General features: G+C 71.8%; 18 protein-coding genes and 4 pseudogenes. 10 read left to right on the top strand and 12 right to left on the bottom strand.

What is annotated here, in order from left to right; genetic code table 11:
* The first annotated feature begins 205 nt into the window (after positions 1-205).
* The 4 genes and pseudogenes from galE to idi all read left to right on the top strand — a co-directional run bounded on the left by galE (position 206) and on the right by idi (position 4,119).
* A complete protein-coding gene (galE, locus tag Sfulv_RS25310; protein WP_173316794.1) occupies positions 206-1,189 on the top strand; it encodes a UDP-glucose 4-epimerase GalE in 984 nt (327 codons plus the stop codon).
* 180 nt (positions 1,190-1,369) lie between these two features.
* A complete protein-coding gene (locus Sfulv_RS25305) occupies positions 1,370-2,311 on the top strand; it encodes a cation diffusion facilitator family transporter (RefSeq protein ID WP_173316793.1) in 942 nt (313 codons plus the stop codon).
* Between the two features lie 222 nt (positions 2,312-2,533).
* A pseudogene (locus tag Sfulv_RS25300) lies at positions 2,534-3,369 on the top strand (class I SAM-dependent methyltransferase); the annotation flags it as partial.
* 156 nt (positions 3,370-3,525) lie between these two features.
* Complete coding sequence (idi, locus tag Sfulv_RS25295) at positions 3,526-4,119, top strand: isopentenyl-diphosphate Delta-isomerase (protein ID WP_173316792.1); 594 nt, start codon at positions 3,526-3,528, stop codon at positions 4,117-4,119.
* Between the two features lie 21 nt (positions 4,120-4,140).
* Here the strand turns inward: idi and Sfulv_RS25290 are convergent, their stop codons facing one another.
* Complete coding sequence (locus Sfulv_RS25290) at positions 4,141-4,593, bottom strand: ATP-binding protein (RefSeq protein WP_173316791.1); 453 nt, start codon at positions 4,591-4,593, stop codon at positions 4,141-4,143.
* A gap of 136 nt (positions 4,594-4,729) precedes the next feature.
* The gene (locus Sfulv_RS25285; RefSeq protein WP_173316790.1) at positions 4,730-5,395 is read right to left on the bottom strand and encodes an HdeD family acid-resistance protein; all 666 of its coding nucleotides are present in this window, start codon (positions 5,393-5,395) and stop codon (positions 4,730-4,732) included.
* 80 nt (positions 5,396-5,475) lie between these two features.
* Here Sfulv_RS25285 and Sfulv_RS25280 point away from each other — a divergent pair, with 80 nt between their 5' ends.
* The 4 genes and pseudogenes from Sfulv_RS25280 (at position 5,476) to Sfulv_RS25270 (ending at position 10,232) form a co-directional block, all read left to right on the top strand.
* Complete coding sequence (locus Sfulv_RS25280) at positions 5,476-6,270, top strand: enoyl-CoA hydratase/isomerase family protein (protein ID WP_173316789.1); 795 nt, start codon at positions 5,476-5,478, stop codon at positions 6,268-6,270.
* A 303-nt stretch (positions 6,271-6,573) separates the two neighbouring features.
* A pseudogene (locus Sfulv_RS25275) lies at positions 6,574-7,436 on the top strand (SCO6745 family protein).
* Positions 7,437-7,500: 64 nt separating this feature from the next.
* Entirely contained in the window at positions 7,501-7,632 is a 132-nt protein-coding gene (locus Sfulv_RS30775; protein WP_371874731.1) for an LPFR motif small protein, read from the top strand.
* 152 nt (positions 7,633-7,784) lie between these two features.
* A complete protein-coding gene (locus Sfulv_RS25270) occupies positions 7,785-10,232 on the top strand; it encodes a Tex family protein (protein WP_173316788.1) in 2,448 nt (815 codons plus the stop codon).
* Positions 10,233-10,375: 143 nt separating this feature from the next.
* On the opposite strand, the gene Sfulv_RS25265 is transcribed toward Sfulv_RS25270, so the two are convergent.
* Positions 10,376-12,013, bottom strand: a complete 1,638-nt coding sequence (locus tag Sfulv_RS25265) for an ABC-F family ATP-binding cassette domain-containing protein (protein ID WP_173316787.1) — start codon at positions 12,011-12,013, stop codon at positions 10,376-10,378.
* 131 nt (positions 12,014-12,144) lie between these two features.
* Between Sfulv_RS25265 and Sfulv_RS25260 the strand changes: the two are divergent.
* Positions 12,145-13,067 (top strand): annotated as a pseudogene (locus Sfulv_RS25260) (FAD-dependent oxidoreductase).
* 36 nt (positions 13,068-13,103) lie between these two features.
* Here Sfulv_RS25260 and Sfulv_RS25255 read toward each other — a convergent pair.
* The 5 genes and pseudogenes from Sfulv_RS25255 to Sfulv_RS25240 form a co-directional block, all read right to left on the bottom strand.
* Positions 13,104-14,846 (bottom strand): BCCT family transporter, encoded by a 1,743-nt coding sequence (locus Sfulv_RS25255; protein WP_173318210.1) that lies wholly within the window; start codon positions 14,844-14,846, stop codon positions 13,104-13,106.
* A 111-nt stretch (positions 14,847-14,957) separates the two neighbouring features.
* Complete coding sequence (locus Sfulv_RS25250) at positions 14,958-16,289, bottom strand: M14 family metallopeptidase (protein WP_173316786.1); 1,332 nt, start codon at positions 16,287-16,289, stop codon at positions 14,958-14,960.
* A gap of 54 nt (positions 16,290-16,343) precedes the next feature.
* Positions 16,344-16,595, bottom strand: a pseudogene (locus Sfulv_RS25245) (oxygenase MpaB family protein); the annotation flags it as partial.
* A complete protein-coding gene (locus Sfulv_RS30770) occupies positions 16,568-16,690 on the bottom strand; it encodes a hypothetical protein (RefSeq protein ID WP_256669102.1) in 123 nt (40 codons plus the stop codon). The gene Sfulv_RS30770 and the pseudogene Sfulv_RS25245, both read right to left, overlap by 28 nt.
* 110 nt (positions 16,691-16,800) lie before the next feature.
* Entirely contained in the window at positions 16,801-17,430 is a 630-nt protein-coding gene (locus Sfulv_RS25240; protein ID WP_173316784.1) for a TetR/AcrR family transcriptional regulator, read from the bottom strand.
* 220 nt (positions 17,431-17,650) lie between these two features.
* Between Sfulv_RS25240 and Sfulv_RS25235 the strand changes: the two genes are divergently transcribed.
* The gene (locus Sfulv_RS25235; RefSeq protein ID WP_173316783.1) at positions 17,651-18,382 is read left to right on the top strand and encodes a MerR family transcriptional regulator; all 732 of its coding nucleotides are present in this window, start codon (positions 17,651-17,653) and stop codon (positions 18,380-18,382) included.
* A 35-nt stretch (positions 18,383-18,417) separates the two neighbouring features.
* Here the strand turns inward: Sfulv_RS25235 and Sfulv_RS25230 are convergent, their stop codons facing one another.
* Genes Sfulv_RS25230 through Sfulv_RS25215 form a run of 4 tightly spaced genes read right to left on the bottom strand, consistent with a single transcriptional unit; the run spans position 18,418 to position 24,221 of the window.
* A complete protein-coding gene (locus tag Sfulv_RS25230) occupies positions 18,418-20,589 on the bottom strand; it encodes a 3-hydroxyacyl-CoA dehydrogenase NAD-binding domain-containing protein (protein ID WP_173316782.1) in 2,172 nt (723 codons plus the stop codon).
* A gap of 39 nt (positions 20,590-20,628) precedes the next feature.
* Positions 20,629-21,843, bottom strand: coding sequence for an acetyl-CoA C-acetyltransferase (locus Sfulv_RS25225; RefSeq protein WP_173316781.1), 1,215 nt, complete (start codon positions 21,841-21,843; stop codon positions 20,629-20,631).
* A 35-nt stretch (positions 21,844-21,878) separates the two neighbouring features.
* Positions 21,879-23,021 carry an acyl-CoA dehydrogenase family protein gene (locus Sfulv_RS25220; RefSeq protein ID WP_173316780.1) on the bottom strand — a complete coding sequence of 381 codons (1,143 nt, stop codon included), beginning with the start codon at positions 23,019-23,021 and terminating at the stop codon, positions 21,879-21,881.
* A gap of 9 nt (positions 23,022-23,030) precedes the next feature.
* A complete protein-coding gene (locus Sfulv_RS25215; protein WP_173316779.1) occupies positions 23,031-24,221 on the bottom strand; it encodes a CaiB/BaiF CoA transferase family protein in 1,191 nt (396 codons plus the stop codon).
* Between the last annotated feature and the right edge of the window lie 16 nt (positions 24,222-24,237).

Genomic DNA, 24,237 nt, shown 5'->3' with positions numbered 1-24,237 from the left:
GACGTGGACGGCGCGACCGTGCGGTCCGGAGGTGGGCCCGCGGCGCGTCGGCTGAGGCTATCGGATGAACGGAAGGCGGAGTTCACCGCCCGTTCAAGCCCTGTTCGGGGCGGTCGGGCACTATCCGGCGCCGTTCGCGGTCATCATCGTCGATCAACACCTCGGCCCACAAACCGCGGTGGGGGCAGCGCATAGGCTGACGCCCATGACGTGGCTGATCACAGGTGGAGCGGGTTACATCGGGGCGCATGTGGCGAAGGCCATGGCCTTCGCCGGGGAACGGGTCGTCGTGCTCGACGACATCTCCACGGGCATGCCGGGGCGGCTGCCCGAGGACATCCCCCTGGTGCGGGGTTCGGCATCGGACCGCGCGCTGCTGGACCGGGTGCTCGCCGAGCACGCGGTGACCGGTGTGGTGCACCTCGCGGCCAAGAAGCAGGTGGGCCAGTCCGTGGAGCAGCCGCTGCTGTACTACCGGGAGAACGTCACCGGGCTGACCGTCCTGCTCGAAGCCGTCGTCGCCGCCGGGGTGCGACGCTTCCTCTTCTCCTCGTCCGCCGCCGTCTACGGCGTACCCGACGTGGACCTCATCACCGAGGACACCCCGTGCGCTCCCATCAATCCCTACGGTGAGACGAAGCTCGCCGGCGAGTGGCTGGTGCGCGCGGCGGGGCGGGCGCACGGCCTGTCCACCGCCTGTCTGCGCTACTTCAACGTGGCGGGCGCGGCCCGGCCCGAGCTGGCGGACACGGGTGTCTACAACGTCGTCCCGATGTTCTTCGACCGGCTCACCCGCGGCGAGGCCCCCCGGATCTTCGGTGACGACTACCCGACGCCGGACGGCACCTGCGTCCGGGACTACATCCATGTCGCCGATCTCGCGGACGCGCACCTCGCGGTCGCCAGGAAGCTCGGCGGGGAGACGGCCGCCGGGGACCTGACGGTGAACGTGGGCCGGGGCGAGGGCGTCTCGGTGCGCGAGCTGGCGGATCTGGTGGGTGAGGTGACGGGCCGTCCGGTGGACGCCGTCATCGAGCCGCGCCGGGCCGGTGACGCGGCGAGGGCCGTCGCCTCGGCCGCCCGGATGTCGCGCGAGCTGGGGTGGAGCGCGCGGCTCGGGGTGCGGGAGATGGTGGAGTCCGCGTGGGAGGGCTGGTGCCTGCGCCATCCGGAGGCACGCCTCCGCTGACCGCGCGGCACGAGGGTGACGTGAGGTGCGGCAATGCTCTGACCTGCGAACGTTTCCGCAGGTCAGAGCATATGACAACGGTGTTCAGTGCCGTGTTGCCCGATACCCCCCACCCGTAGTTGACTGACCCCCGCAGGGCGGACCGCGCCGTCGTCGTTCCACCGGACCGGAGGGGTTTTCATGGGGGCTGGCCACGACCACGGGCACACGCGGGGAGGGCCGCCTCCTACGGCCACGGCGGCCGCCGCGTACAAGGGCCGGCTGCGGATCGCCCTCGGCATCACGCTCGGGGTCATGGTCATGGAGATCGTCGGTGGTCTGCTCTCCGACTCGCTGGCCCTGCTCGCGGACGCCGCCCACATGGCGACCGACGCGCTGGGGCTCGGCATGGCGCTCCTCGCCATCCACTTCGCCAACAGGCCGGCCGGGCTCAACCGGACCTTCGGCTTCGCCCGCGCCGAGATCCTCGCCGCGCTGGCCAACTGCCTGCTGCTGCTCGGCGTCGGCGGCTACCTGGTCTTCGAGGCGGTCGACCGCTTCATCACGCCCGCCGAGACCAAGGGCGGGCTCGCCATCGCCTTCGCCGCCGTGGGGATGGTCGCCAACCTGGTCTCCCTCTCCCTGCTGATGCGGGGGCAGAAGGACAGCGTCAACGTGCGGGGCGCCTATCTGGAGGTGATGGCGGACACGCTCGGCTCCGTGACCGTGCTGGTGTCGGCGGGCGTCATCCTGGCCACCGGCTGGCAGGCCGCCGACCCGATCGCCTCCCTGGTGATCGGCCTGATGATCGTCCCCCGTACGGTGAAACTGCTGCGGGAGACCCTGAACGTACTGCTGGAGGCGGCCCCCGAGGGCGTCGACATGGCTGAGGTCCGGGCGCACATCACCGCGCTCCCCGGGGTGCTGGACGTACACGATCTGCACGCCTGGACGATCACCTCGGGCATGCCGGTGCTCTCCGCGCACGTGGTGGTCCGCCAGGACGTGCTGGACTCGACAGGGCACGAGAAGCTCCTCCACGAGCTCCAGGGCTGCCTCGGCGACCACTTCGACGTGGAGCACTGCACCTTCCAGCTGGAGCCCGCCGGTCACGCGGAGCACGAGGCGAAGCTCTGCCTCTGAAGCGGGTGCCGCCTCGGGGCGGCCGGTGCTAGGGTTCCCCGGGTCCCGCGGGAATTCCCGCGGTGCGACGCCCGGTACGAAAGAGGAGCTGAGGACGATGACGGTCACTGCGACAGCTGCCCGGCGCAGCATGCGGTCCTTCCTCATCCACAGGGTTCTCGGCTAGCGCCGACTCGTCGTCGCCGCGTCGGCCGGAGCCCTCGTACCCAAGGGTTTCCCACGTTGACCGACCACTCCGACGCCTCCGCGCGTCACCAGGCGTTTTTCTCCCTGCACCACCGCCTTCCCCGGCAGAGCCCCGGCTCTGATGCCACCAGCCGGCGGCTGCTGGCCCTCACGGGTCCGCTGCCGGCCCGTCCGCGCGTCCTCGATCTGGGCTGCGGCCCCGGCCGGGCCGCCCTGCTGCTCGCGGCGGAGGCCGGCGCGGAGGTGACGGCCGTCGATCTGCACGAGCCGTTCCTCGACGAACTGCGCGAGGCCGCCGGGTCCCGGGGCCTCGGTGACCGCATCCGTACCGTCAGGGCCGACATGGCCGATCTCACCGGGCCCGGCTTCCCCGCCGGTTCGTTCGACCTGGTGTGGGCCGAGGGGTCCGCGTACCTCATCGGTTTCGACACCGCCCTGCGTGACTGGCGGCGGCTGCTCGCCCCCGGCTCGCTGGTGATCACCGAATGCGTCTGGACCACGGACTCGCCCTCCCCCGGCGCCCGCGCCTTCTGGGAGCGGCACGGCTCGCTGCGCCCGGTGGCCGCGAACACGGCGGCGGCGGTCGCTGCCGGGTACCAGGTGCGCGGGGTGCTGGTGCAGCCCGACAGCGACTGGGACGCCTACTACGTCCCGCTCGCCGAGCGGGTGGCCTCAGCGGATCCCTCGGCTCCCGGTATGGAGTGGGCACTCGCCGCCACCCGTGAGGAGCTGGCCGTACGGCGTGAGCACGGCGCGGAGTACGGCTACGCCGGCTACGTGCTGCGCCCGGCCGATCCGGGGTGACCGACCGGGCCGCGGACGGCGACCGGGCCGCCGTCCGCGCCGTGAACGCGGCGGGCCTCATGTTCCGGTTTCCGGCCTGAGGGCTGTCCCCCCGCCGCGCCCCGACGGCGCGGCGGGGGGACACCCCCGGAGCCGAAGTACGGACAAGCGGCTTTTGTACGGCAGACTTGACCGGACTCCAGGGGCCCGGCGCACGGGGCCGGGGACCAAAGCGAAGGATGGGTATGCCGACCACACCAGCCACCGCGGCGCACAGTTCGCCGAACGGCACCGCAGAAGCGATCATGCTCGAACTGGTCGACGAGAGCGGCACCACCATCGGCACCGCGGAGAAGCTCGCCGCCCATCAGGCACCCGGTCAGCTGCACCGGGCGTTCTCCGTGTTCCTCTTCGACGAGCAGGGCCGGCTGCTGCTCCAGCGCCGCGCGCTCGGCAAGTACCACTCCCCCGGCGTCTGGTCCAACACCTGCTGCGGCCACCCGTATCCGGGCGAGGCGCCCTTCGCCGCCGCCGCCCGGCGTACGTTCGAGGAGCTCGGGATCTCCCCCTCGCTGCTGGCCGAGGCGGGCACGGTCCGCTACAACCACCCGGACCCGGCGTCCGGACTGGTGGAGCAGGAGTTCAACCACCTCTTCGTGGGCATGGCCCAGGAGCGGCCGGCGCCGGATGCGGAGGAGGTCGGCGAGACGGCCTTCGTGACCGCGCGGGAGCTGGCCGAGCGGCATGCGCAGGCGCCGTTCTCGGCGTGGTTCATGACCGTGCTCGACGCCGCGCGGCCGGCGGTCAGAGAGCTGACGGGCCCGTCCGCCGGCTGGTGACGGCCTGTCGGTACGGGGCGGTCAGAGCTGCGTCCCGAACGGCAGCGCCGCCCAGATGATCTTCCCGCCGCCCGAGGTGTGCTCCACGTCGCAGGTGCCGCCCGCCTCCGCGGTGACCTCCCGCACCAGCAGCAGGCCCCGGCCGCCGGTCTGGGCGCAGTCGGTCTCCAGGGCGGTGGGACGGTAGGGGTGGTTGTCCTCGACGGAGATCCTGATCCAGTCGGCGCCGATGGCCACCTCGACCGCGAGTTCGGGCGAGAGCAGCGCCGCGTGCTTCACCGCGTTGGTGACCAGTTCCGAGACGATCAGCAGCAGGCCCTGGAGGATGTCGTCCTGGAGGGGCACGCCCTGGCGGTACACCAGATCCCGCACGGCATGCCGCGCCCGGGGCACCGAGACGTCGACCGCGGGGGCGGTGAAACGCCACACCCCCTCGTACACGGTGGGGGCCGGGACACTCCCTAGGCTGTCCATGATCGGGTACCCGCTCTCGGCTCGCACATCACTGACCGTCGGGTAAAGAGTGTTGGGAACCGCTTGGTCTGCACCGGGCCACTGACAACAAATAGTCACTTATCGGCGACATTTGCTCGGAGTGAGTATGACGGCGTCAACTGTCGGACCACTTCTGACGGTTTTCTGCTGTCTCGCCCCCGGAGGGCCCGTCGAGCTTCTCCCCGGGAGCCGCCCGGTCCGAAGCCGCCCCCGACGCCATCCGGTCCGAGACCATACCGACGATCTGCCGCCCGCCGATGCCGAACGCGATCAGACCGAGGCCGTCGAAGAGCAGGGCGAGCGAGAAGAAGCAGCCGAGCACGTAGAGGCTGCTGTGCGGCCAGTCGAAGAGCACCAGCAGGCCGAGCAGCAGACCGAACGCGCCCTGGAGCAGCGTCCAGCCGAACTGCGGGCCGCGCACGACGACACTGCCCACCAGGCGGAACACGCCGCCGGTGAGGAAGAGCAGCGCGGCGAACATCGTCAGCGCCTCGGCGCTTCCCTGCGGGTGACGGATCACCACGACCCCCGCCGCGATGTTCAGCGCGGCGACCACCACGCCGAGCCAGAAGAAGCTGGTACCCCGGGACTGGAGCGCGTGGAGCAGTCCTACCAGGCCGCCGAGCAGCAGCAGCCAGCCGAAGAGCAGCATCGAGGTCAGGGTGGCCACGCCCGTGTGGACGAGACCCACCAGACCCGCGAGTACGAGCAGAACGCCGAGCAGGACCAGCCAGCTGAAACTGCGGCTGAGCTTCCTGCCCTCGGCAGCGGGACCGGCCATCGACAGCTCCTCACCGTGCGTGTCGGCTTCGGCACCCCTTATCGATCATAGGATCGAACCGCCCGGATAGCATCCGGCGCATGGACCGTACGGATCAGCCCCGGCTGGAGCACGCCGTGGCGGACGGGATCGCCACCGTCGTCATCAGCAACCCCGCCAAGCGCAACGCCATGACCGCGGACATGTGGCGGGCCCTGCCCGTCCTGCTGGAGCGACTGGCCGCCGACCGCTCGGTGCGGGCGCTCGTGCTGACCGGTGCCGGTGACACCTTCTGCGCGGGCGCGGACATCTCCTCGCTCCGCGCCTCCCGCCCGGAGCCGGACGGCGGCCCGCAGACCCTCGCGGTGCGGGCCGAGGAGGCACTGGCTGCCTTCCCCCGGCCGACGCTCGCAGCCGTGCGCGGCTTCTGCGTGGGAGGCGGCGGCCAGCTGGCCGCCGCCTGCGACCTGCGGTTCGCCGAGGAGGGCGCCTTCTTCGGGATCACCCCGGCCAAGCTCGGCATCGTCTACCCCTCGTCGTCCACCAGGCGGCTGGTCGCGCTGGTGGGACCGGCGACGGCGAAGTTCCTGCTGTATTCCGGCGAGCTGATCGGTACGGAACGAGCACTGCGCACCGGGCTGGTGGACGAGGTGCTGCCGCCCGGCGCACTGGCCGGGCGGGTCGACTCCTTCGTACGCGTCCTGGCTTCCCGTTCGCAGCTGACACAGGCGGCGGCCAAGGAGTTCGCCTCGGGGCGCGAGGACCGGGACCCGTACTGGGCGGAGCAGGCACGCCGCAGCGGCGACACCGCCGAGGGGGTCGCCGCGTTCCTGGAGAGGCGGGCGCCCGTCTTCACCTGGACCACGGGGCCCGTGGACGGCGCGGCTACCGGATGACGAAGCGGCTCCCGTACGGAACTCTCCGACCGGGGCGGCCCGGTGATCCGCGGTCGTGGGGCGGCTGCGGACCTTGACGTCAGGCCCTGTGGATGCCGGCCGAGGCGCCCGCGGCCGTCGCGTACTGAGCCGTAACCGCGAGCCAGTCCCCCGCGGACCGCCCCGGCGCGGAGGGAGACGGGCCGCTCGGCCTGCGGAGCGTGCGCGCGGAGACCGTCGGTCAGCCTGGCATGCCCCCGCGCCGCCGGAAATCCTCCGCGTACGCCTTCCATCGCGTACCGACCAGTCGGTAACGTGCTGGACATGAGTACTCTCCCTCCGCGCGCCGGACGCCGCTGCCACAACGCCCTCAACCCGGTGCACTCCACCGTCTACTTCTCCCCGACCTGGGCAAGGAGATGGGCGCGCTGGGCATCGCCGACGCCGACGCCGCCTACTTCGCAGCACGCAGCGCCGCGCTGGGGGCAGTGGGAGCGGGCACCGTCAGCGCCACCTTCTACAACTTCAACCACGAGCTGGTGGCACGCCATCTGCCCGCCGTGTGGTCCGTCGCCTCACCGCAGGCGGTCCTGGACGCCCGCCTGCGGGCGGCCGACACGACGCTCCGCCGACTGCTCGGGGAGGAGACCATCGCATCCGCCGGGCTGGCCGAGGCCGCGCAGCTCGCGCTGCGCGCCACCGAGGGGTGCACCCGGCACGCCCGGCCGCTGTACGCCGCCCACGCCGATCTGCCGGTGCCGCAGGAGCCGCACCTGGCGTACTGGCACGCCGCCACCCTCCTGCGCGAGCACCGCGGCGACGCCCACCTCGCCGCACTCCTCGCCGCCGGACTGGACCCGGTCGAGGCCATGGTGAGCCACACCGCGACCGGCAAGGGCATGGCGCCGCGGTGGATCCTGGCCACCCGCGGCTGGCGCCGGGCCGACTGGGAGGCGGCGGCCGAGCGGCTGCGGGTACGCGGGCTGCTGGACGCCGAGGGCGAGCTGACCGAGGCGGGCGTGGCGCTGCGGGCCGGTCTGGAGGAGGCGACGGACGAGATGGACGCCGCGCCGTACGAGCACCTGGGCGCGGAGGGTGTCGAGCGGCTGACCGAGCTGGGGCGCGGGTACCTGTTCGCGGCGGCGTCCGCCGGAGCGTTCCCGGCGGACCTCACCGGTAAGGGCTGAGCGGAACGTTTAGAGGCTGGGGTCGGGGTCAGGCGCAGAGCACACAACCGCGACGAAGGAGAACATCATGCGCACGATCGCAGACCTCTTCCGCACCATCGGCTCCGCCGTCGCCACCGTGGTGACGCTCCCCTTCCGGCTGGTGGCCAAGGTCTTCGGCGGCGCCTCCCGCGGCGGCCGTACCCGTCGCGCCTGAGCGAACGGCCCGCCGCACGGCATCCGACGAGGGCGCGCGACAGGGCACCCGGCCACCCGGCACAATGCAGGCTCAGGGGATCACCCCCGCCGGGGACCACTGCGTGGGACCCGGCCAGCACAGCCGGTACCAGAAGGCGAGTCGGGAAAACCGTGACGACGTCCATCGAAGGCAGGATCGCCGAGGAGCTCGGCGTACGTGAGCGTCAGGTGAGGTCGGCCGTCGAGCTGCTCGACGGCGGGTCGACCGTGCCGTTCATCGCGCGCTACCGCAAGGAAGCGACCGAGATGCTCGACGACGCGCAGCTGCGCGCGCTCGAGGAGCGGTTGCGCTACCTGCGGGAGCTGGAGGACCGTCGCGCGGCGATCCTGGAATCCGTACGCGAGCAGGGCAGGCTCGACGAGGCGCTGGAGGCGCGGATCCGGGCCGCCGACACCAAGGCGCGGCTGGAGGACATCTACCTCCCGTTCAAGCCGAAGCGCCGGACCAAGGCGCAGATCGCCCGTGAGGCGGGGCTCGGCCCGCTGGCGGACGGGCTGCTCGGGGACCCGTCCGTCGATCCGCTGGTGGCCGCCGCGGCCTTCGCCGACCAGGACAGGGGCGTGGCGGACGCGGCGGCGGCGCTGGACGGCGCCCGCGCGATCCTCGCCGAACGGTTCTCGGAGGACGCGGACCTGACCGGTGAGCTGCGCGAGCGCATGTGGTCGCGCGGACGGCTCACGGCGAGGGTGCGGGAGGGCAAGGAGGAGGCCGGGGCGAAGTTCGCCGACTACTTCGACTTCGCGGAGCCGTTCACCGCGCTGCCCTCGCATCGGGTGCTGGCCATGCTGCGGGGCGAGAAGGAGGACGTGCTCGACCTCGTCCTGGAGCCCGAGGAGCCGGAGGCGGCGGAGCGTCCGGGCCCCTCGGCGTACGAGAACATGATCGCCCGGCGCTTCGGAGTCAACGACCGGGGACGCCCGGGCGACAAGTGGCTCGGCGACACCGTCCGCTGGGCCTGGCGCACCAGAATCCTGGTCCACCTCGGGATCGACCTGCGGATGCGGCTGCGTACGGCGGCGGAGGACGAGGCGGTACGCGTCTTCGCGTCGAACCTCCGCGATCTGCTGCTCGCCGCACCGGCCGGCACACGCGCGACGCTGGGGCTCGACCCCGGATTCCGTACGGGCGTCAAGGTCGCCGTCGTCGACGCGACCGGCAAGGTGGTGGCGACCGACGTCATCCACCCGCATGTTCCCGCCAACCGGTGGGACGAGTCGCTGGCCCGGCTGGAACGGCTGGCGAAGGAACACTCCGTCGACCTGATCGCGATCGGCAACGGCACGGCGTCCCGCGAGACCGATAAGCTCGCCGGTGAACTGTGCGAGAGACACCCTGAGTTGAAGCTCACCAAGGTGATGGTGTCGGAGGCCGGCGCCTCGGTGTACTCGGCGTCCGCCTTCGCCTCGCAGGAACTGCCGGACATGGACGTCTCCTTGCGCGGCGCGGTCTCCATCGCGCGGCGCCTCCAGGACCCGCTGGCCGAGCTGGTGAAGATCGACCCCAAGTCGATCGGGGTCGGCCAGTACCAGCACGACCTGTCCGAGGTGAAGCTGTCGCGCTCCCTGGACGCCGTCGTCGAGGACTGTGTGAACGGGGTCGGCGTCGACGTCAACACCGCCTCCGCGCCGCTGCTCTCACGGGTCTCCGGCATCGGCTCGGGCCTCGCCGAGAACATCGTCGCGCACCGCGACACCCATGGTCCGTTCCGTTCGCGGCGGGCGCTCAAGGACGTGGCACGGCTGGGTCCGAAGGCGTACGAGCAGTGCGCGGGCTTCCTGCGCATCCGGGACGGGGACGACCCGCTGGACGCGTCGAGTGTGCACCCCGAGGCGTACCCGGTGGTGCGGGCGATGGTGAAGACGGTCGGCAGCGGGGTGGCGACGCTGATCGGCAACGCGGACGTGCTGCGCACCCTGCGGGCGGACGACTTCGTGAACGAGAAGTTCGGTCTGCCCACGGTCACCGACATCCTGAAGGAGCTGGAGAAGCCGGGCCGCGACCCGCGTCCGGCGTTCAGGACGGCCACCTTCAAGGACGGCGTCGAGAAGATCGGCGATCTGGCATCCGGGATGGTGCTCGAGGGCGTCGTCACGAACGTGGCGGCGTTCGGGGCGTTCGTGGACGTCGGTGTGCACCAGGACGGTCTGGTGCACGTCTCCGCGATGTCCCGGACCTTCGTGAAGGACCCGCGGGACGTCGTGAAGCCGGGCGACGTCGTGAAGGTCAAGGTCATGGACGTCGACATTCCGCGCAAGCGGATCTCGCTGACGCTACGGCTGGACGACGAGGCGGCGCCGGCCGGGAAGACGGAGCAGCCGGGGCGGGACGGCGGCCGGGAGCGGGGTGGCCGGGGCGTTCAGGGTGAGCGGCCGCCCAGGCCGCGCCAGGGTGGCGAGCGCGGTGGGCGCGGTGGTCAGAGCGGCCAGGGCGGCCAGGGGCGTGACCGGCGCGGTGGTGGTGCGCAGGGCCCCGCTCAGGCGCCGGGGAACAGTGCGATGGCGGACGCGTTGCGGCGGGCGGGTCTGGCGGACCCGGGGCGGGGCGGCGGGAAGCGGTAGCGGGTGGGCGGGGTGGGGCGGTTGCCGCCGCGTGGGGCTTGCCGCCCCCGTCCCGTCCCTTTCCGCCCCCTGCCGAGCCGCTCCCCCTCCCCTTCGTCCTTGGTCCTCGATCTCCGGACGGGCTCGACGACCAGCCTGTCAGGTCAGATCTCCGTCACCTTGCCGTCGGCCACTTCCAGGCGGCGCGTCGTGCGGACCGACTCCAGCATCCGGCGGTCGTGCGTGACCAGCAGCAGCGTGCCCGTGTAGGAGTCCAGTGCCGACTCCAGCTGCTCGATCGCCGGCAGGTCCAGGTGGTTCGTCGGCTCGTCCAGGACCAGGAGGTTGACGCCCCTGCCCTGGAGCAGGGCGAGTGCCGCGCGGGTGCGCTCGCCCGGGGAGAGCGTCGTCGCGGGGCGGGTCACGTGGTCGGCGCGGAGGCCGAACTTGGCCAGCAGCGTGCGTACTTCGGCCGGCTCGGTGTCGGGAACGGCCGCGCAGAACGCGTCGAGCAGACTCTCCGGACCGTGGAACAGCTGGCGGGCCTGGTCGACCTCTCCGACCACCACCCCCGAGCCCAGCGTGGCATGCCCCGAGTCGAGCGGGAGCCTGCCGAGCAGAGCGGCGAGCAGGGTGGACTTGCCCGCGCCGTTGGCTCCGGTGATGGCGACCCGGTCCGCCCAGTCGATCTGGAGCGTGGCCGGGCCGAACGCGAAGTCGCCGCGTACCACCTCGGCGTCGCGGACGGAGGCGACGACCGAGCCGGAGCGCGGGGCGGAGGCGATCTCCATCCGCAGCTCCCACTCCTTGCGGGGCTCGTCGACGACGTCGAGGCGCTCGATCATGCGCTGCGTCTGGCGGGCCTTCGCGGCCTGCTTCTCACTCGACTCGCTGCGGAACTTGCGGCCGATCTTGTCGTTGTCGGTGGCCTTGCGGCGGGCGTTCTTGACGCCCTTGTCCATCCAGGAGCGCTGCGTCTGGGCGCGGTTCTCCAGGCTGGAGCGCTTGTCGGCGTACTCGTCGAACTCCTCGCGGGCGTGCCGCCTGGCACGGTCGCGCTCCTCCAGATAGGCCGCGTAGCCGCCGCCGTACATGTTGATCTCCTGCTGGGCCAGGTCCAGCTCCAGGACCTTGGTGACCGTGCGCATCAGGAACTCGCGGTCGTGGCTGATGACGACGGTCCCCACGCGCAGACCGGCCACGTACCGCTCAAGGCGTTCCAGTCCGTCCAGGTCCAGGTCGTTGGTGGGTTCGTCCAGCAGGAAGATGTCGTAACGGGACAGCAGCAGCGAGGCGAGTCCGGCGCGCGCGGCCTGGCCGCCGGAGAGCGCCGTCATCGGGAGGTCCAGGCTGATCGTCAGGCCGAGATCGGCGGCGACCTCCTCGGCCCTCTCGTCCAGGTCGGCGCCGCCGAGGGAGAGCCAGCGCTCCAGCGTCTCGGAGTACGCGTCGTCCGCGCCCGGCGCTCCGTCCACGAGTGCCTGGGTCGCGGTGTCCATCGCCTCCTGGGCTTCGGCGACCCCGGTACGGCGGGCGAGGAACGCCCGCACGGTCTCCCCGGGGCGCCTCTCGGGCTCCTGCGGGAGGTGCCCGACGTTGGCGGTGGGCGGGGAGAGGCGCAGCTCGCCCTCCTCCGGGCGGTCGAGCCCGGCGAGGAGGCGGAGCAGGGACGATTTACCGGCACCGTTGACTCCGACGAGACCGATCACGTCACCGGGCGCGACGACGAGGTCGAGCCCGGCGAAGAGAGTGCGGTCGCCGTGTCCGGCGGCGAGATCCTTGGCGACGAGAGTGGCAGTCATCAGGGTTCGATCCTAATCGGCGTCGGGGAGGGCCAGGGTCCGGCCGGCCCGACCGGAGCGCGGGGGCGTCCGCCGGTGTCCCGCCCACGGATACGGTCGGAACCGGAGCGGCAGGAAGGAGCCGGGGAGCTATGACGGACGTGATCGTGGTGGGCGGCGGGGTGATCGGGCTGACGACCGCGGTGGTACTCGCGGAGTCCGGCCGCCGGGTCCGGGTCTGGTCGCGCGAACCGGCGGCGGAGACGACGTCCGCGGTGGCCGGCGCCCTGTGGTGGCCGTACCGGATCGAGCCCGCAGGGCTGGTCGGCGACTGGGCGCTGACGACGCTGCGGGTGTACGAGGAGCTGGCCGCCGCCCCGGGGAGACCGGTGTACGGCTGGTCGCCGGCGTGCACGGGGGCGAGCGGTTCGCGGGGCTCGGGCCGTGGGCCCGGCAGCTCGGGGACGCGGCGGAGGAGGCGGCCGGGCTGCGGGTGACGCTGCCGCTCCTGGACATGCCCGTGCACCTGCGCTGGCTGGAGCGGCGCCTGGCGGCGGCCGGGGGCACGGTCGAGCGCCGGACGGTGACGGGCTTCGGCCAGGCGGCGGCCGAGGCACCCGCCGTCGTGAACTGCACCGGTCTGGGTGCGCGCGAACTGGTTCCGGACGCCGGGATGCGGCCGGTGCGGGGTCAGCTGACCGTGGTGGAGAACCCGGGGATCGACGAGTGGTTCACGCGGGCGGACCCGGCGTCGAGCACCACGACGTACTTCTTCCCGCAGCCGGGCGGTCTCGTGCTCGGCGGCACGGCGGATGTCGACGACCGGCGTACGGAGCCCGACCCCCGTACCGCGCAGGAGATCGTGGCGCGCTGCGCCCGCGTCAGACCGGAGATCGCCGGCGCCCGGATCATCGGGCACCGGGTGGGTCTGCGTCCGGCCCGGGACGGCGGGGTACGGGTCGAGGCCGGGCCGCTGCCGGGCGGCGGGCGCCTCGTGCACAACTACGGGCACGGGGGCGCCGGGGTCACGGTCGCCTGGGGCTGCGCGCGGGAGGCGGCCCGGCTGGTGGGCTGAACCACCGCGGAGGCGGCGTGCCGGGCTGCCTCCGCGTCAGGCGCCGGGTTCGGGGCCGGTCCCCGCCGTGCCGGTGCTGTCGGCCGTGCCGGACGCGGTGGTCCTCGTCGTGCGTTCCGTGACGATCTGGCTGGTGCCGGGGCCGATCCGGATCTCGAAGTCGCCGTCGTACTTGGCGTGGCCCTCGATGACCGCCGACTCGACGGCTTCGACACCGAACTCCTGCCGGACGATCAGCGGGTCCTGCCGCAGGTCCCGCAGCAGGGAGACGCACATGCCGACCATGACGAGGGTGAAGGGGGCGGCGACCAGGATGGTGAGGTTCTGGAGCCCGGCGAGCGCGTCGCCCTTGCCGTTGCCGATGAGCAGCATGATGGCGGCCACGGCGCCGGTCACGACGCCCCAGAAGACCACGACCCAGGTGGCGGGTTCGAGGACGCCCTTCTGGGAGAGGGTGCCCATCACGATGGAGGCCGCGTCGGCGCCGGAGACGAAGAAGATCCCGACCAGGACCATCACCAGGACGCTCATCACCGTGGCGACCGGGAACTCCTGGAGGACGCCGAAGAGCTGGGCCTCGGGGGTGTCGGCGTCACCGAGCCTGCCGGCCTCCTGGAGCCTGATCGCCGAACCGCCGAAGACCGCGAACCAGACCAGGCTGACGGTGCTGGGCACGAGGATCACTCCGCCCACGAACTGGCGGATGGTCCGGCCGCGGCTGATCCTGGCGATGAACATGCCGACGAAGGGCGTCCAGGAGATCCACCAGGCCCAGTAGAAGACCGTCCAGCTCGCGAGCCAGTCGGCCACGTCCCCCTTGCCGGTGGCCTCGGTGCGGCCGGCGAGCTGGGCGAGATCACCGAGGTAGGCGCCGATCGACGTGGGCAGCAGGTCGAGCACGATGATCGTGGGACCGGCGACGAAGACGAAGAGGACGAGGATCAGCGCGAGCACCATGTTGATGTTGGACAGCCACTGGATGCCCCGCTCGACGCCGGAGACCGCCGAGGCGACGAAGGCGACGGTCAGCACGCCGATGATCGCGACGAGCAGCCCGGTGCCCGTCTTCTCCATCCAGTCCAGTTCCTCGAATCCGCTGCCGATCTGGAGCGTGCCGAGCCCCAGCGAGGCGGCGGAGCCGAAGAGCGTGGCGAAGATGGCGAGGATGTCGATGACGCGGCCCCAGGCACCGTGGGCGCGCCGCTCGCCGATGAGCGGCTCGAAGACCGCGCTGATCGTCTGCCGCCTGCGCCGCCGGTAGGTGCTGTACGCGATGGCCAGGCCGACCACCGCGTAGATCGCCCAGGGGTGCAGGGTCCAGTGGAAGAGCGTGGTGGCCATCGCCGTCTGCATCGCGTCGGCGTCGTCGAAGGGGCGGGTGCCGGGCGGCGGATTCACGAAGTGGGCGAGCGGCTCGCTCACTCCGTAGAACATCAGGCCGATGCCCATCCCGGCGCTGAACATCATCGCGACCCAGGAGACGGTCCGGAACTCCGGTTTCTCGCCCTCCTGTCCGAGGGAGATCCGCCCGTACCGGCTGACCGCTAGCCACAGGGCGAAGACGACGAAGCCGGAGGCCGCGAGCATGAAGGCCCAGCCGCCGTTGTGGATCAGCCCGTTGAGCAGGGTGCTGGAGACGCTCTCCAGCGAATCGGTGGCCGTGGCGCCCCAGACCACGAAGGCGAGGGTGAACACCGCTGTGACACCGAAGACCACCCGGTCGGTCGTGGGACTCCGGCCGTGGCGCGGTTCGGCGGGGAGGTCGGCCGTGACCGGCAGTTCCCCCGCGCCTCCGTTCTCTGATCGTCCTGTGACACGGATGGCACCTTTCACGGAGTCCGAAAATCGCTCTCCGTAGGCAGTACCACACAGGTCGGGCATCTTCCGGGATCAACAAGCCGTGACGGCTTGACCGTTTGTGAGGTGATAGGTCGCCCGCTCGTCGAGGAGGAGCGGGATGAGACTGCGGGCCGACTGCCTCAGCGGTACGTACGCTCCGTCACCGTCGGGGCGGGAGGTGACCCCGTGGAGGGCCAGCTCGTCCCCCACGTCGGCGTACTGGGCGGCGCTGAGCCGGTAGCCGCAGGGCGGGTCCTGGAGGATCTCCGCCGGCTCGGCCGGGTCGTTGTCCGCGCCCCCCAGGCGGACCGGGCCCCGGTCGGCGTACCCCGCGAGACGGGAGGCGGTGGTGGCCGCCTCGATCCGGCCGCGCCGCTGGTCGTCGAAGGCGAACAGGCCGTCGAGCGCCGCCTGCTGCGACTCGACCCTGCGCCGGTGGTTGAGTGCCGGGTCGGCCTGCTCGGCGGCGGAGAGCGCGTCGACGCGGGACTCGATGAGCAGGCCCACCGCGTGCTTGATGCCCGAGGCGTTGCGCAGGATGCGCTCCTGCCCGTCGCCCGCGGTCTGCTTGACGGGGTCCCCGGTGGCCGGGTCGGTCCAGATTCCGTAGACGCCGCTGCTGTAGCCCGCCTCCTCGGCCGCCGCCCTGACGTACCGGTCGGACAGCGTCCTTGAGGCGTCGTGCACCCCGTCGTGGACGTTGAGGTTGCGGGGCCAGAGGACGAAGAGGTCCTTGTCGTAGTACGGCGGGGTCGCCCCGTACTCGTGCAGGTCGTAGATCACGTCGGGTCGTCGGTCGCGGACGATCCCGGCCACGGCACGGCCCTCGGCGGTCCGGAGCGCGATGTGGTCGCGGTTGACGTCGACACCGTCCGCGTTGCCGCGGGTGTTCGCCGCCCGTCCGTCCGGATTGGCCGTGGGCAGGACCAGTACGCGGGTACGGGAGAGGAAGGTGGTGGTCGCCCGGTCGCGGGCGGAGGCGAGATCCCGGACGGTCGAGAGGCACGCCTCGCGTCCGGCGGGTTCGTCGCCGTGCTGACTGCAGATCAGCAGGACCGTGTGGGCCGTGGGGCGGGAGGCGCCGATGCGGACCAGTTGGAGGGGACGGCCCTGCCCCGTCGTGCCGATACGCTCGACGGCCACGCGGTCGCTCGCCCGGTCGACCGCGGCGAGGAACTCCTGCTCCTCGGGCTGGCCGGTCCAGCGGGCTCCGCCGCTCGTCTCGAAGCCGGTCCGGGGCCAGGGGTGCGCGGCTTCGGCGGGGACGGTCGCGAACGGCACGGCGAGCGCGGCCGCGGCCAGGGCCAGGCCGCGCAGAGCGCCGAGGCGACCGCTCCTGGGTCGGGTGGTGCCGCGGAGTGCGCGGTCGGTGCGAGGGGTCATCTGCGGCTGCCTCCCGGGATGCGGTGGGCGGGCACCACGGCGCCCGCCCTCGTATCAGCGTGTGCGGAAGGTACCCCGGTCAACTCCCGTGCGACAGGGGGCGATGGCCCGGCGCGTCAGCGGGGCGCGCAGCCGCTCCGGCAGCACGGGTTCCACCAGGCCCAGGACACCGCAGAAGTGACGCGGCGTCCGCTCCTGGCCCGGGGTCCACTCAAGCCCGATCGCCGCACGGGCGTCCGGCGGCATGAGCCCCACGGTGACGAAGCGGCGGGACCGGGTCAGGGGCGGAAGCAGCACCGGCCACAACGGATGTCACCGGTCAGGCTCCACAGCACTCCGCCGGGCGGGGGTGGCGTGGGGGCACCGGCGTCCCCCGGCGCGTCGGCTGCTGCGCTGTCCATGCGAGGGCTCCTCGCGGTCGGCGGGCGCCGCGGTCCCCGTGACCGGTCCGGAGGCGATCCCGTACGCGGTCACGGGTGGTCCGGTGTGCCGGGGGCCGTCCCCCAGTCCGTCAGCCGGCCAGGAGCGGCACCAGGCAGCGGCGCGCGAGGAGCCTGAGCTGCTCGTCGTCGTCGGTCGCGAAGCAGCCCGCCGGGTTGAGCAGGAAGGAGACGATGATCCGCACGGCAAGTTCGGCGGCGGGCCCGGTATCGGTCTCCGGTCCTCCCCGCACGGGGTCGGCGTGGCGCAGCCGGTCCGCCAGATAGCCCCGCAACGCCTGCACGGCCGGCGCGTCCTCGGCGGTGAGGAGGGGCATCACGGCTTCCGGTTCGGTCCGCAGCAGTCCGGCGACGAGCGGGTGGGCGCGGACGTGCTCCAGGACGGCGACGAAGCCCTCCACGAGCCGCTGCTCCCGGGTGGGGAGCGCGGAGACCACCTCGTCCACGTCCACGACGAAGCGGCGGTACTCGCGCAGCAGACAGGCCGCCAGCAGTTCGTCCCTGCCGCCGATCCGGCGCAGGACGGTGAGCCGGGAGACCCTGGCCCGTACGGCGATCCGGTCGACCGTGGTGCGCCGGACGCCGTGCGTCATGAACTGCTCACGTGCCGCGTCGAGGATCTGCTCGCTCAGCGCGTCGGACGGGGGCGTCTCCGTGAGCGCACGGGTGAGCAGTTCCTCGTTCGGACTCCGTCGCGCCATGGACCCCTCCCCCGCTCCGCCACGCTCCCTCAACGATAGCCAGGTCGACACATGGATATGGAGACAATCGGGCACCAGCTGGCGTACGCCGGGGGCGTCAGGCGCGGTCGTTCATCGGGCGGGCTTTCACCACACTGGTGAGACAGCAATACTGTTGAACCTATGGGTACGCGGATCATGCGCTACCCGGCAGTACGAGCGTGAGCAGCGAGGAGCAGCCATGGCGACCGGGACCGAGGAGCCGACGCTCACCGTGGACGAGCTCGCGGCGCGCGCCGGGGTCACTGTCCGTACCGTGCGTTTCTACAGCACCCGCGGGCTGCTTCCGCCGCCGGTGATCGGGCCACGCCGGGTCGGGCACTACGGGCGTGAGCACCTCGCCCGGCTGGCTCTGATCGAGGAGCTCCAGCACCAGGGCATGACCCTGGCCGCGATCGAGCGGTATCTGGAGCAGTTGCCGCCCGACATGAGCGCGCGGGACCTCGCGATCCACCGGGCGCTCGTGGCGTCCTGGGCCCCGGACAAGGCTGAGGACATGACACGGGCCGAGCTGGAGCGCCGCGCGGGGCGGACGCTCACGGAACCGGATCTCGGTCTGCTGACGGCGATGGCCGTGCTGGGACCGCCCGAGGCGGGCGGGGAGGGGTATCGCGTCGATCCGGGACTGCTCCGGCTCGGGGTGGAACTCCTGGACGTCCCGATCGCGCACGAGACGATCCTCGCCGCGCGCACGGTCCTGCTGGAGCACACCCGGTCAGCGGCACAGGAGTTGACGCGGCTGTTCCGGGACGAGGTGTGGAGCCCGTACCGGGAGCGGGAGTCCGATCCGGAGCACGTCGCGGCGATGAAGTCGCTGTCGGCCCATATGCAGCCCATGGTGGTGCAGGCACTCGTGACCGCGTTCCAGCGTTCGCTGAAGGAGGAGCTGCGGGCCGCGTTCACGGCGAGGTAACGCCGGGAGAGCGCGGCCCGCGCGGAGCGGGTCTCTCAGTCGTGGAAGGTCTCGCCCTTCTCGGCCTTCTCCACGAGCAGGGCGGGCGGCAGGAAGCGGTCGCCGTACTTCGCGGCCAGTTCCCGGGCGCGCGCCACGAAGCCGGGCAGGCCGCCCTCGTACCCGTTGATGTACTGGAGCACGCCACCGGTCCAGGGCGGGAAGCCGATGCCCATGACGGAGCCGATGTTGGCGTCGGCGACCGTGAGCAGAACCTCCTCCTCCAGGCAGCGGACGCTGTCCAGCGCCTCGGAGAAGAGCATCCGCTCCTGCATGTCGGTGAAGGGGACGTCCGTGCCGGGCTTGGTGAAGTGCTCGCGCAGACCGGGCCAGAGGCGGGTGCGCCTGCCCTCCTCGTCGTACTCGTAGAAGCCGGCGCCGCCGCTGCGCCCCGGGCGCCCGAACTCGTCGACCATCCGGTCGATCACGGCGTCCGAGGGGTGCCCGGCCCAGGTGCCGCCCGCCGCCTCGACGGCCCGCCTCGTCTCGTCGCGGATCTTGCGGGGCAGGGTCAGGGTCAGCTCGTCCATCAGGGAGAGCACCTTGGCCGGGTAGCCGCACTGCGCCGCGGCCTGCTCGACCGAGGCCGGCTCGACTCCCTCACCGATCATGGCGACGCCCTCGTTGATGAACTGGCCGATGACGCGCGAGGTGAAGAAGCCGCGCGAGTCGTTGACGACGATCGGCGTCTTCCTGATCCGGCGCACCAGGTCGAAGGCACGGGCCAGGGCCGCGTCACCGGTCCGCTCGCCCTTGATGATCTCGACGAGGGGCATCTTGTCGACGGGCGAGAAGAAGTGCAGCCCGATGAAGTCCACCGGCCGGGACACACCTTCGGCGAGGACGGTGATGGGCAGCGTGGAGGTGTTGGAACAGAGCAGCGCGTCCGGCTCGATGATCCCCTGGATCTCCTGGAACACCTTGTGCTTGAGCGTGGTGTCCTCGAAGACGGCCTCGATCACCGCGTCGCAGCCCGCCAGGTCGGCCGGGTCGCCGGTCGGGGTGATCCGGGCCAGCAGCTCGTCCCGCTCCGCCTCGGTCGTACGGCCCCGGGCGAGCGCCTTGGCGAGGAGCTTCTCGCTGTACGCCTTGCCCTTGGCGGCGGCCTCGGTGCTGACGTCCTTGAGTACGACGTCGATACCGGCGCGCGCGCAGGAGTAGGCGATGCCCGCGCCCATCATCCCGGCGCCGAGCACGGCGACCTTGCGGACCGGGCGCTCCTCGACGCCCTTGGGGCGGCTGGCACCGGAGTTGACGGCCTGGAGGTCGAAGAAGAACGCCTGGATCATGTTCTTCGCGACCTGGCCGGTGACCAGTTCGGTGAAGTAGCGGGCCTCGATGGTCTGCGCGGTCTCGAAGTCGACCTGCGCGCCCTCGACGGCGGCGGCGAGGATGTTGCGCGGCGCGGGCATGGGCGCGCCCGCGAGCTGCTTCCTCAGGCTGGAGGGGAAGGCCGGCAGGTTGGCGGCGAACCTCGGGTTGGCCGGGGTGCCGCCGGGGATCTTGTACCCCTTGACGTCCCACGGCTGCCGCGACTCGGGATGGGCGTCGATGAACGCGCGCGCCTTGGCGAGCATCTCCTGGGGGGTGGACGCGAGTTGGTGGACCAGCTCGTTCTCCAGGGCGCGCGGCGGGGTGTACTGGGTGCCCTGGAGCAGGACCTTGAGCAGCGCGTCGGCGATGCCCATCAGCCGTACGGTGCGGGTGACGCCGCCGCCCGCGGGCAGCAGGCCGAGGGTGACCTCGGGCAGGCCGATGCGGGAGCCCGGCGCGTCCAGCGCGATGCGGTGGTGGCTGGCGAGCGCGATCTCGTAACCACCGCCGAGTGCCGCGCCGTTGATGGCGGCGACGACGGGCTTGCCGAGGGTTTCGATGCGGCGCAGGGAGCGCTTGACGGCGGTACCCGCGTCGAAGGCGTGCTGGGCGTTCTCAGGGCCGAGCTTGATCATGTCCTTGAGGTCGCCGCCCGCGAAGAAGGTCTTCTTCGCGGAGGTGTAGATGATGCCCCGGATGGAGTCCTTCTCGGCCTCGGCGCGGTCGGCGATGACCGCGATGGAGTCCCTGAACGCCTGGTTCATGGTGTTGGCGGACTGGTCGGGGTCGTCGAGTACGAGGGTGACGACGCCGGTCTCGTCCTGTTCCCAGCGGATGGTCGTGCTCTCGGTCATTGGCTTGTCTTCTCCGTAAGCAGGGGTGGCCTGGGACGCTCAGAGACGCTCGATGACGGTGGCGACGCCCATGCCGCCCCCGACGCAGAGGGTGATGAGTCCGTACCGCTTGTCGCGCCGCTCCAGTTCGTCGACGAGCGTGCCGAGGATCATCGCGCCGGTGGCGCCCAGCGGATGGCCCAGGGCGATGGCGCCGCCGTTGACGTTGACCTTGTCCAGGGAGAGACCCATGTCCTCGACGAAACGCAGGACCACACCCGCGAAGGCTTCGTTGATCTCCACCAGGTCGATGTCGTCGATGGTGAGCCCGGCCTTGGCGAGTGCCTTACGGGTCGCGGGCGCCGGTCCGGTGAGCATGATGGTGGGCTCGGAACCGGAGACCGCGGCGGAGACGATCCGGGCGCGCGGGGTGAGGCCGTAGCGCTCGCCGGCCTCCTGGGAGCCGATGGTGACCAGGGCGGCGCCGTCGACGATGCCGGAGGAGTTGCCCGCGTGGTGCACGTGGTCGATCTTCTCGACCCAGTGGTACTTCTGGAGCGCGACGGCGTCGAAGCCGCCCGTCTCGCCGATCACGGCGAAGGACGGCTTGAGGGAGGCGAGCGAGTCGGCGGTGGTGCCGGGCCGCATGTGCTCGTCGTGGTCGAGGACGACGAGCCCGTTGCGGTCCCTGACCGGGACGACGGACCGCGCGAAGCGCCCGTCCTTCCACGCCTCGGCCGCACGCTCCTGCGAGAGCGCCGCGTACTCGTCGACATCCCGGCGGGAGAAACCGCCGATCGTCGCGATCAGGTCGGCGCCGATCCCCTGCGGGGCGAAACCCGTCTCGTAGTTGGTCATCGGATCCATCGCCCACGCGCCGCCGTCACTGCCCATCGGCACACGCGACATCGACTCCACGCCACCCGCCAGGACCAGGTCCTCCCAGCCGGAGCGCACCTTGGCCGCCGCCAGGTTGACCGCTTCCAGGCCGGAGGCGCAGAAGCGGTTCTCCTGCACGCCGGCGACGGAGTCGGGGAGCCCGGCGGCGATGGCGGCGATGCGGGCGATGTCGGAGCCCTGGTCCCCGAGCGGGCTGACCACCCCGAGGACGATGTCGTCGATGGCCGCCGGGTCGAGATCCGGGAAGCGGCGGAGTGTTTCGTGGATGAGTCCGACGACCAGGTCGATCGGCTTGGTGCCGTGCAGGGCGCCATTGGCCTTGCCACGGCCCCGCGGGGTGCGGATCGCGTCGTAGACGAACGCTTGGGTACTCAAGACAGCAGCCTTTCGAGGGTGGGTGCGCGGCGAGGTCAGGCGAGGATCGAGCGGCCGATGATCTCCTTCATGATCTCGGTGGTGCCGCCGTAGATGGTCTGGATACGGCCGTCCAGGAACGCCCGGGCCACCGGGAACTCGGCCATGTAGCCGTACCCGCCGTGCAGTTGCAGACAGCGGTCGGCGACACGCTTCTGCAGCTCGGTGGCCCACCACTTGGCCATCGAGGCGTGTACGGCATCGAGCACACCGTCCGAGTGGTCCACGACGCAGCGGTCGACGAAGGTCCGGGTCACCGCGCACTCCGTGGCCATCTCGGCGATCTCGAACCGGATGTGCTGGAGCTTGGAGAGCGGCCGGCCGAACGCATCGCGCTCCTTGACGTACCGGGTGGTGATCTCCAGGAGGTGCTCGGCCCCGGCGATCGCGGCGACCGCGATGCCCATCCGCTCCTGGGCGAGGTTGGTCATGAGGTGGAGGAAGGCGCCGTCCCGCTCTCCCAGGAGGTTCTCCTTGGGGACCCGGACGTCGTCGAAGAACAGTTCGGCGGTGTCCTGGGCCTTCTGGCCGATCTTGTCCAGGTTGCGGCCCTGTTCGAAGCCCTCGGCTCCGCGCTCGACGACGATCAGGGACAGTCCCTTCGCACCGCCCTCCGGCGTGGTCTTCGCGACGACCACCACCAGGTCGGCGAGGATGCCGTTGGAGATGAACGTCTTCGAGCCGTTGAGCAGCCAGTGGTCGCCCCTGTCCTCGGCGGTGGTACGGATGCCCTGGAGGTCGGAGCCCGCGCCCGGTTCGGTCATCGCGATGGCCGTGATGGTCTCGCCGGTGCAGAAACCGGGCAGCCAGCGGCGCTTCTGCTCCTCGGTGCCGACTCCGGTGAGATAGGGGCCGATGATGTCGTTGTGCAGCCCGAGGGCGAGGCCGGGGGCGCCCGCCCGGGTGAACTCCTCGGCGAGGACGGCGCTGTAGCGGAAGTCGGCGTTGCCGCCGCCGCCGTACTCCTCGGGGACGGCGAGGCCGAGGAGTCCCTGCCGTCCGGCCGCAAGCCATGCCTCGCGCGAGACGATGCCGTCCTTCTCCCACTGCTCGTAGTGCGGGAGGACTTCCTTGCTGAGGAAGGTACGCACGGTATCGCGGAACGCGTCGTGTTCTCCGGTGAAGATCTGCCGCTGCACAGAGGCCCCCTAGAGCCGGTTGTCGTCGGTGGAGCTGGTGCGGATGCCCGGTACGTCCCAGTCGTCGGCCACCTCGTCGGTGTCGGCGCCCGGTACGGCGGGCCCGCGGCGCACCGAGACCGGGGTGGCGGAGAAGCGGGGGGCGGGCGCGGGCTGGGTGAGACCGCCGTGCTCGACGAAGGTGGCGCGGGCGGTGAGGTGCGGATGGTGCGGGGCCTCGCGGAGCGACAGGACGGGGGCGACGCAGGCGTCCGAGCCGTCGAAGACCTCGGTCCACTCCGTACGCGTACGGGTCAGGAAGCGTCCGGCGACGGCGGCGCGCAGGTCGCTCCAGCGGGTGAGGTCGGTGCGGTCCGGCGCGTCGTCCGCGAGGCCCAGGAGCGCGCTGAACTCCTCGTAGAACCGCTGCTCCAGCGGTCCCACGGCCATGTACTGCCCGTCCGCGGTCTCGTAGGTGCCGTAGAAGGGGCAGCCGCCGTCCAGCAGGTTCGCGCCGCGCCGGTCCTGCCAGCTGCCGTCCGCCAGCATCCCGTGGATCATCGTGGCGAGGTGGGCGGCGCCGTCGACGATCGCCGCGTCCACGACCTGGCCCGCGCCGCCCGGCGTCCTCGCGTGCTGGAGGGCGGCGAGGACTCCGACGACCAGGTAGAGCGAGCCGCCCGCGTAGTCGCCGACCAGGTTGGCGGGGACGGTCGGGGGCTCGCCCGGCCTGCCGAACATGGAGAGGGTGCCGGTGACCGCGATGTACGCGACGTCGTGCCCGGCGCGCGGGGCGAGCGGGCCGTCCTGGCCCCAGCCGGTCATCCGTCCGTAGACGAGCCGGGGATTGCGCGCCAGACAGGCGTCCGGCCCCACTCCGAGGCGCTCCGCGACGCCGGGGCGGTAGCCCTCGATCAGGATGTCGGCGCGCTCGGCGAGGTCCAGCACCCTGGCCGGTCCGTCCGCCGACTTGAGGTCGAGGACCACCGAGCGCTTGTTGCGGTTGGTGAGGTCCAGGGCGGGGTCGATGCCGAGGCCCGCACCGCCCGGCCGGTCGACCCGGACGACATCGGCGCCGAGGTCGGCCAGGAGCATGGCGGCGAAGGGGCCGGGGCCGATGCCGGCCAGCTCGACCACACGTACCCCGGTCAGCGGGCCCTGCGGAACGCTCTCTGCCCTTGCCACCAAGCCCCCAGAGGTATGACACAACCGATGTAACATCAATGATGCTAAGAAT

Source organism: Streptomyces fulvorobeus (genome assembly GCF_013167895.1).
In the GTDB taxonomy this organism is placed as follows: Bacteria; Actinomycetota; Actinomycetes; order Streptomycetales; family Streptomycetaceae; genus Streptomyces; species Streptomyces fulvorobeus.
The sequence above is the reverse complement of the archived record's forward strand: the minus strand, read 5'-3'. Positions and strand labels throughout refer to the sequence as shown.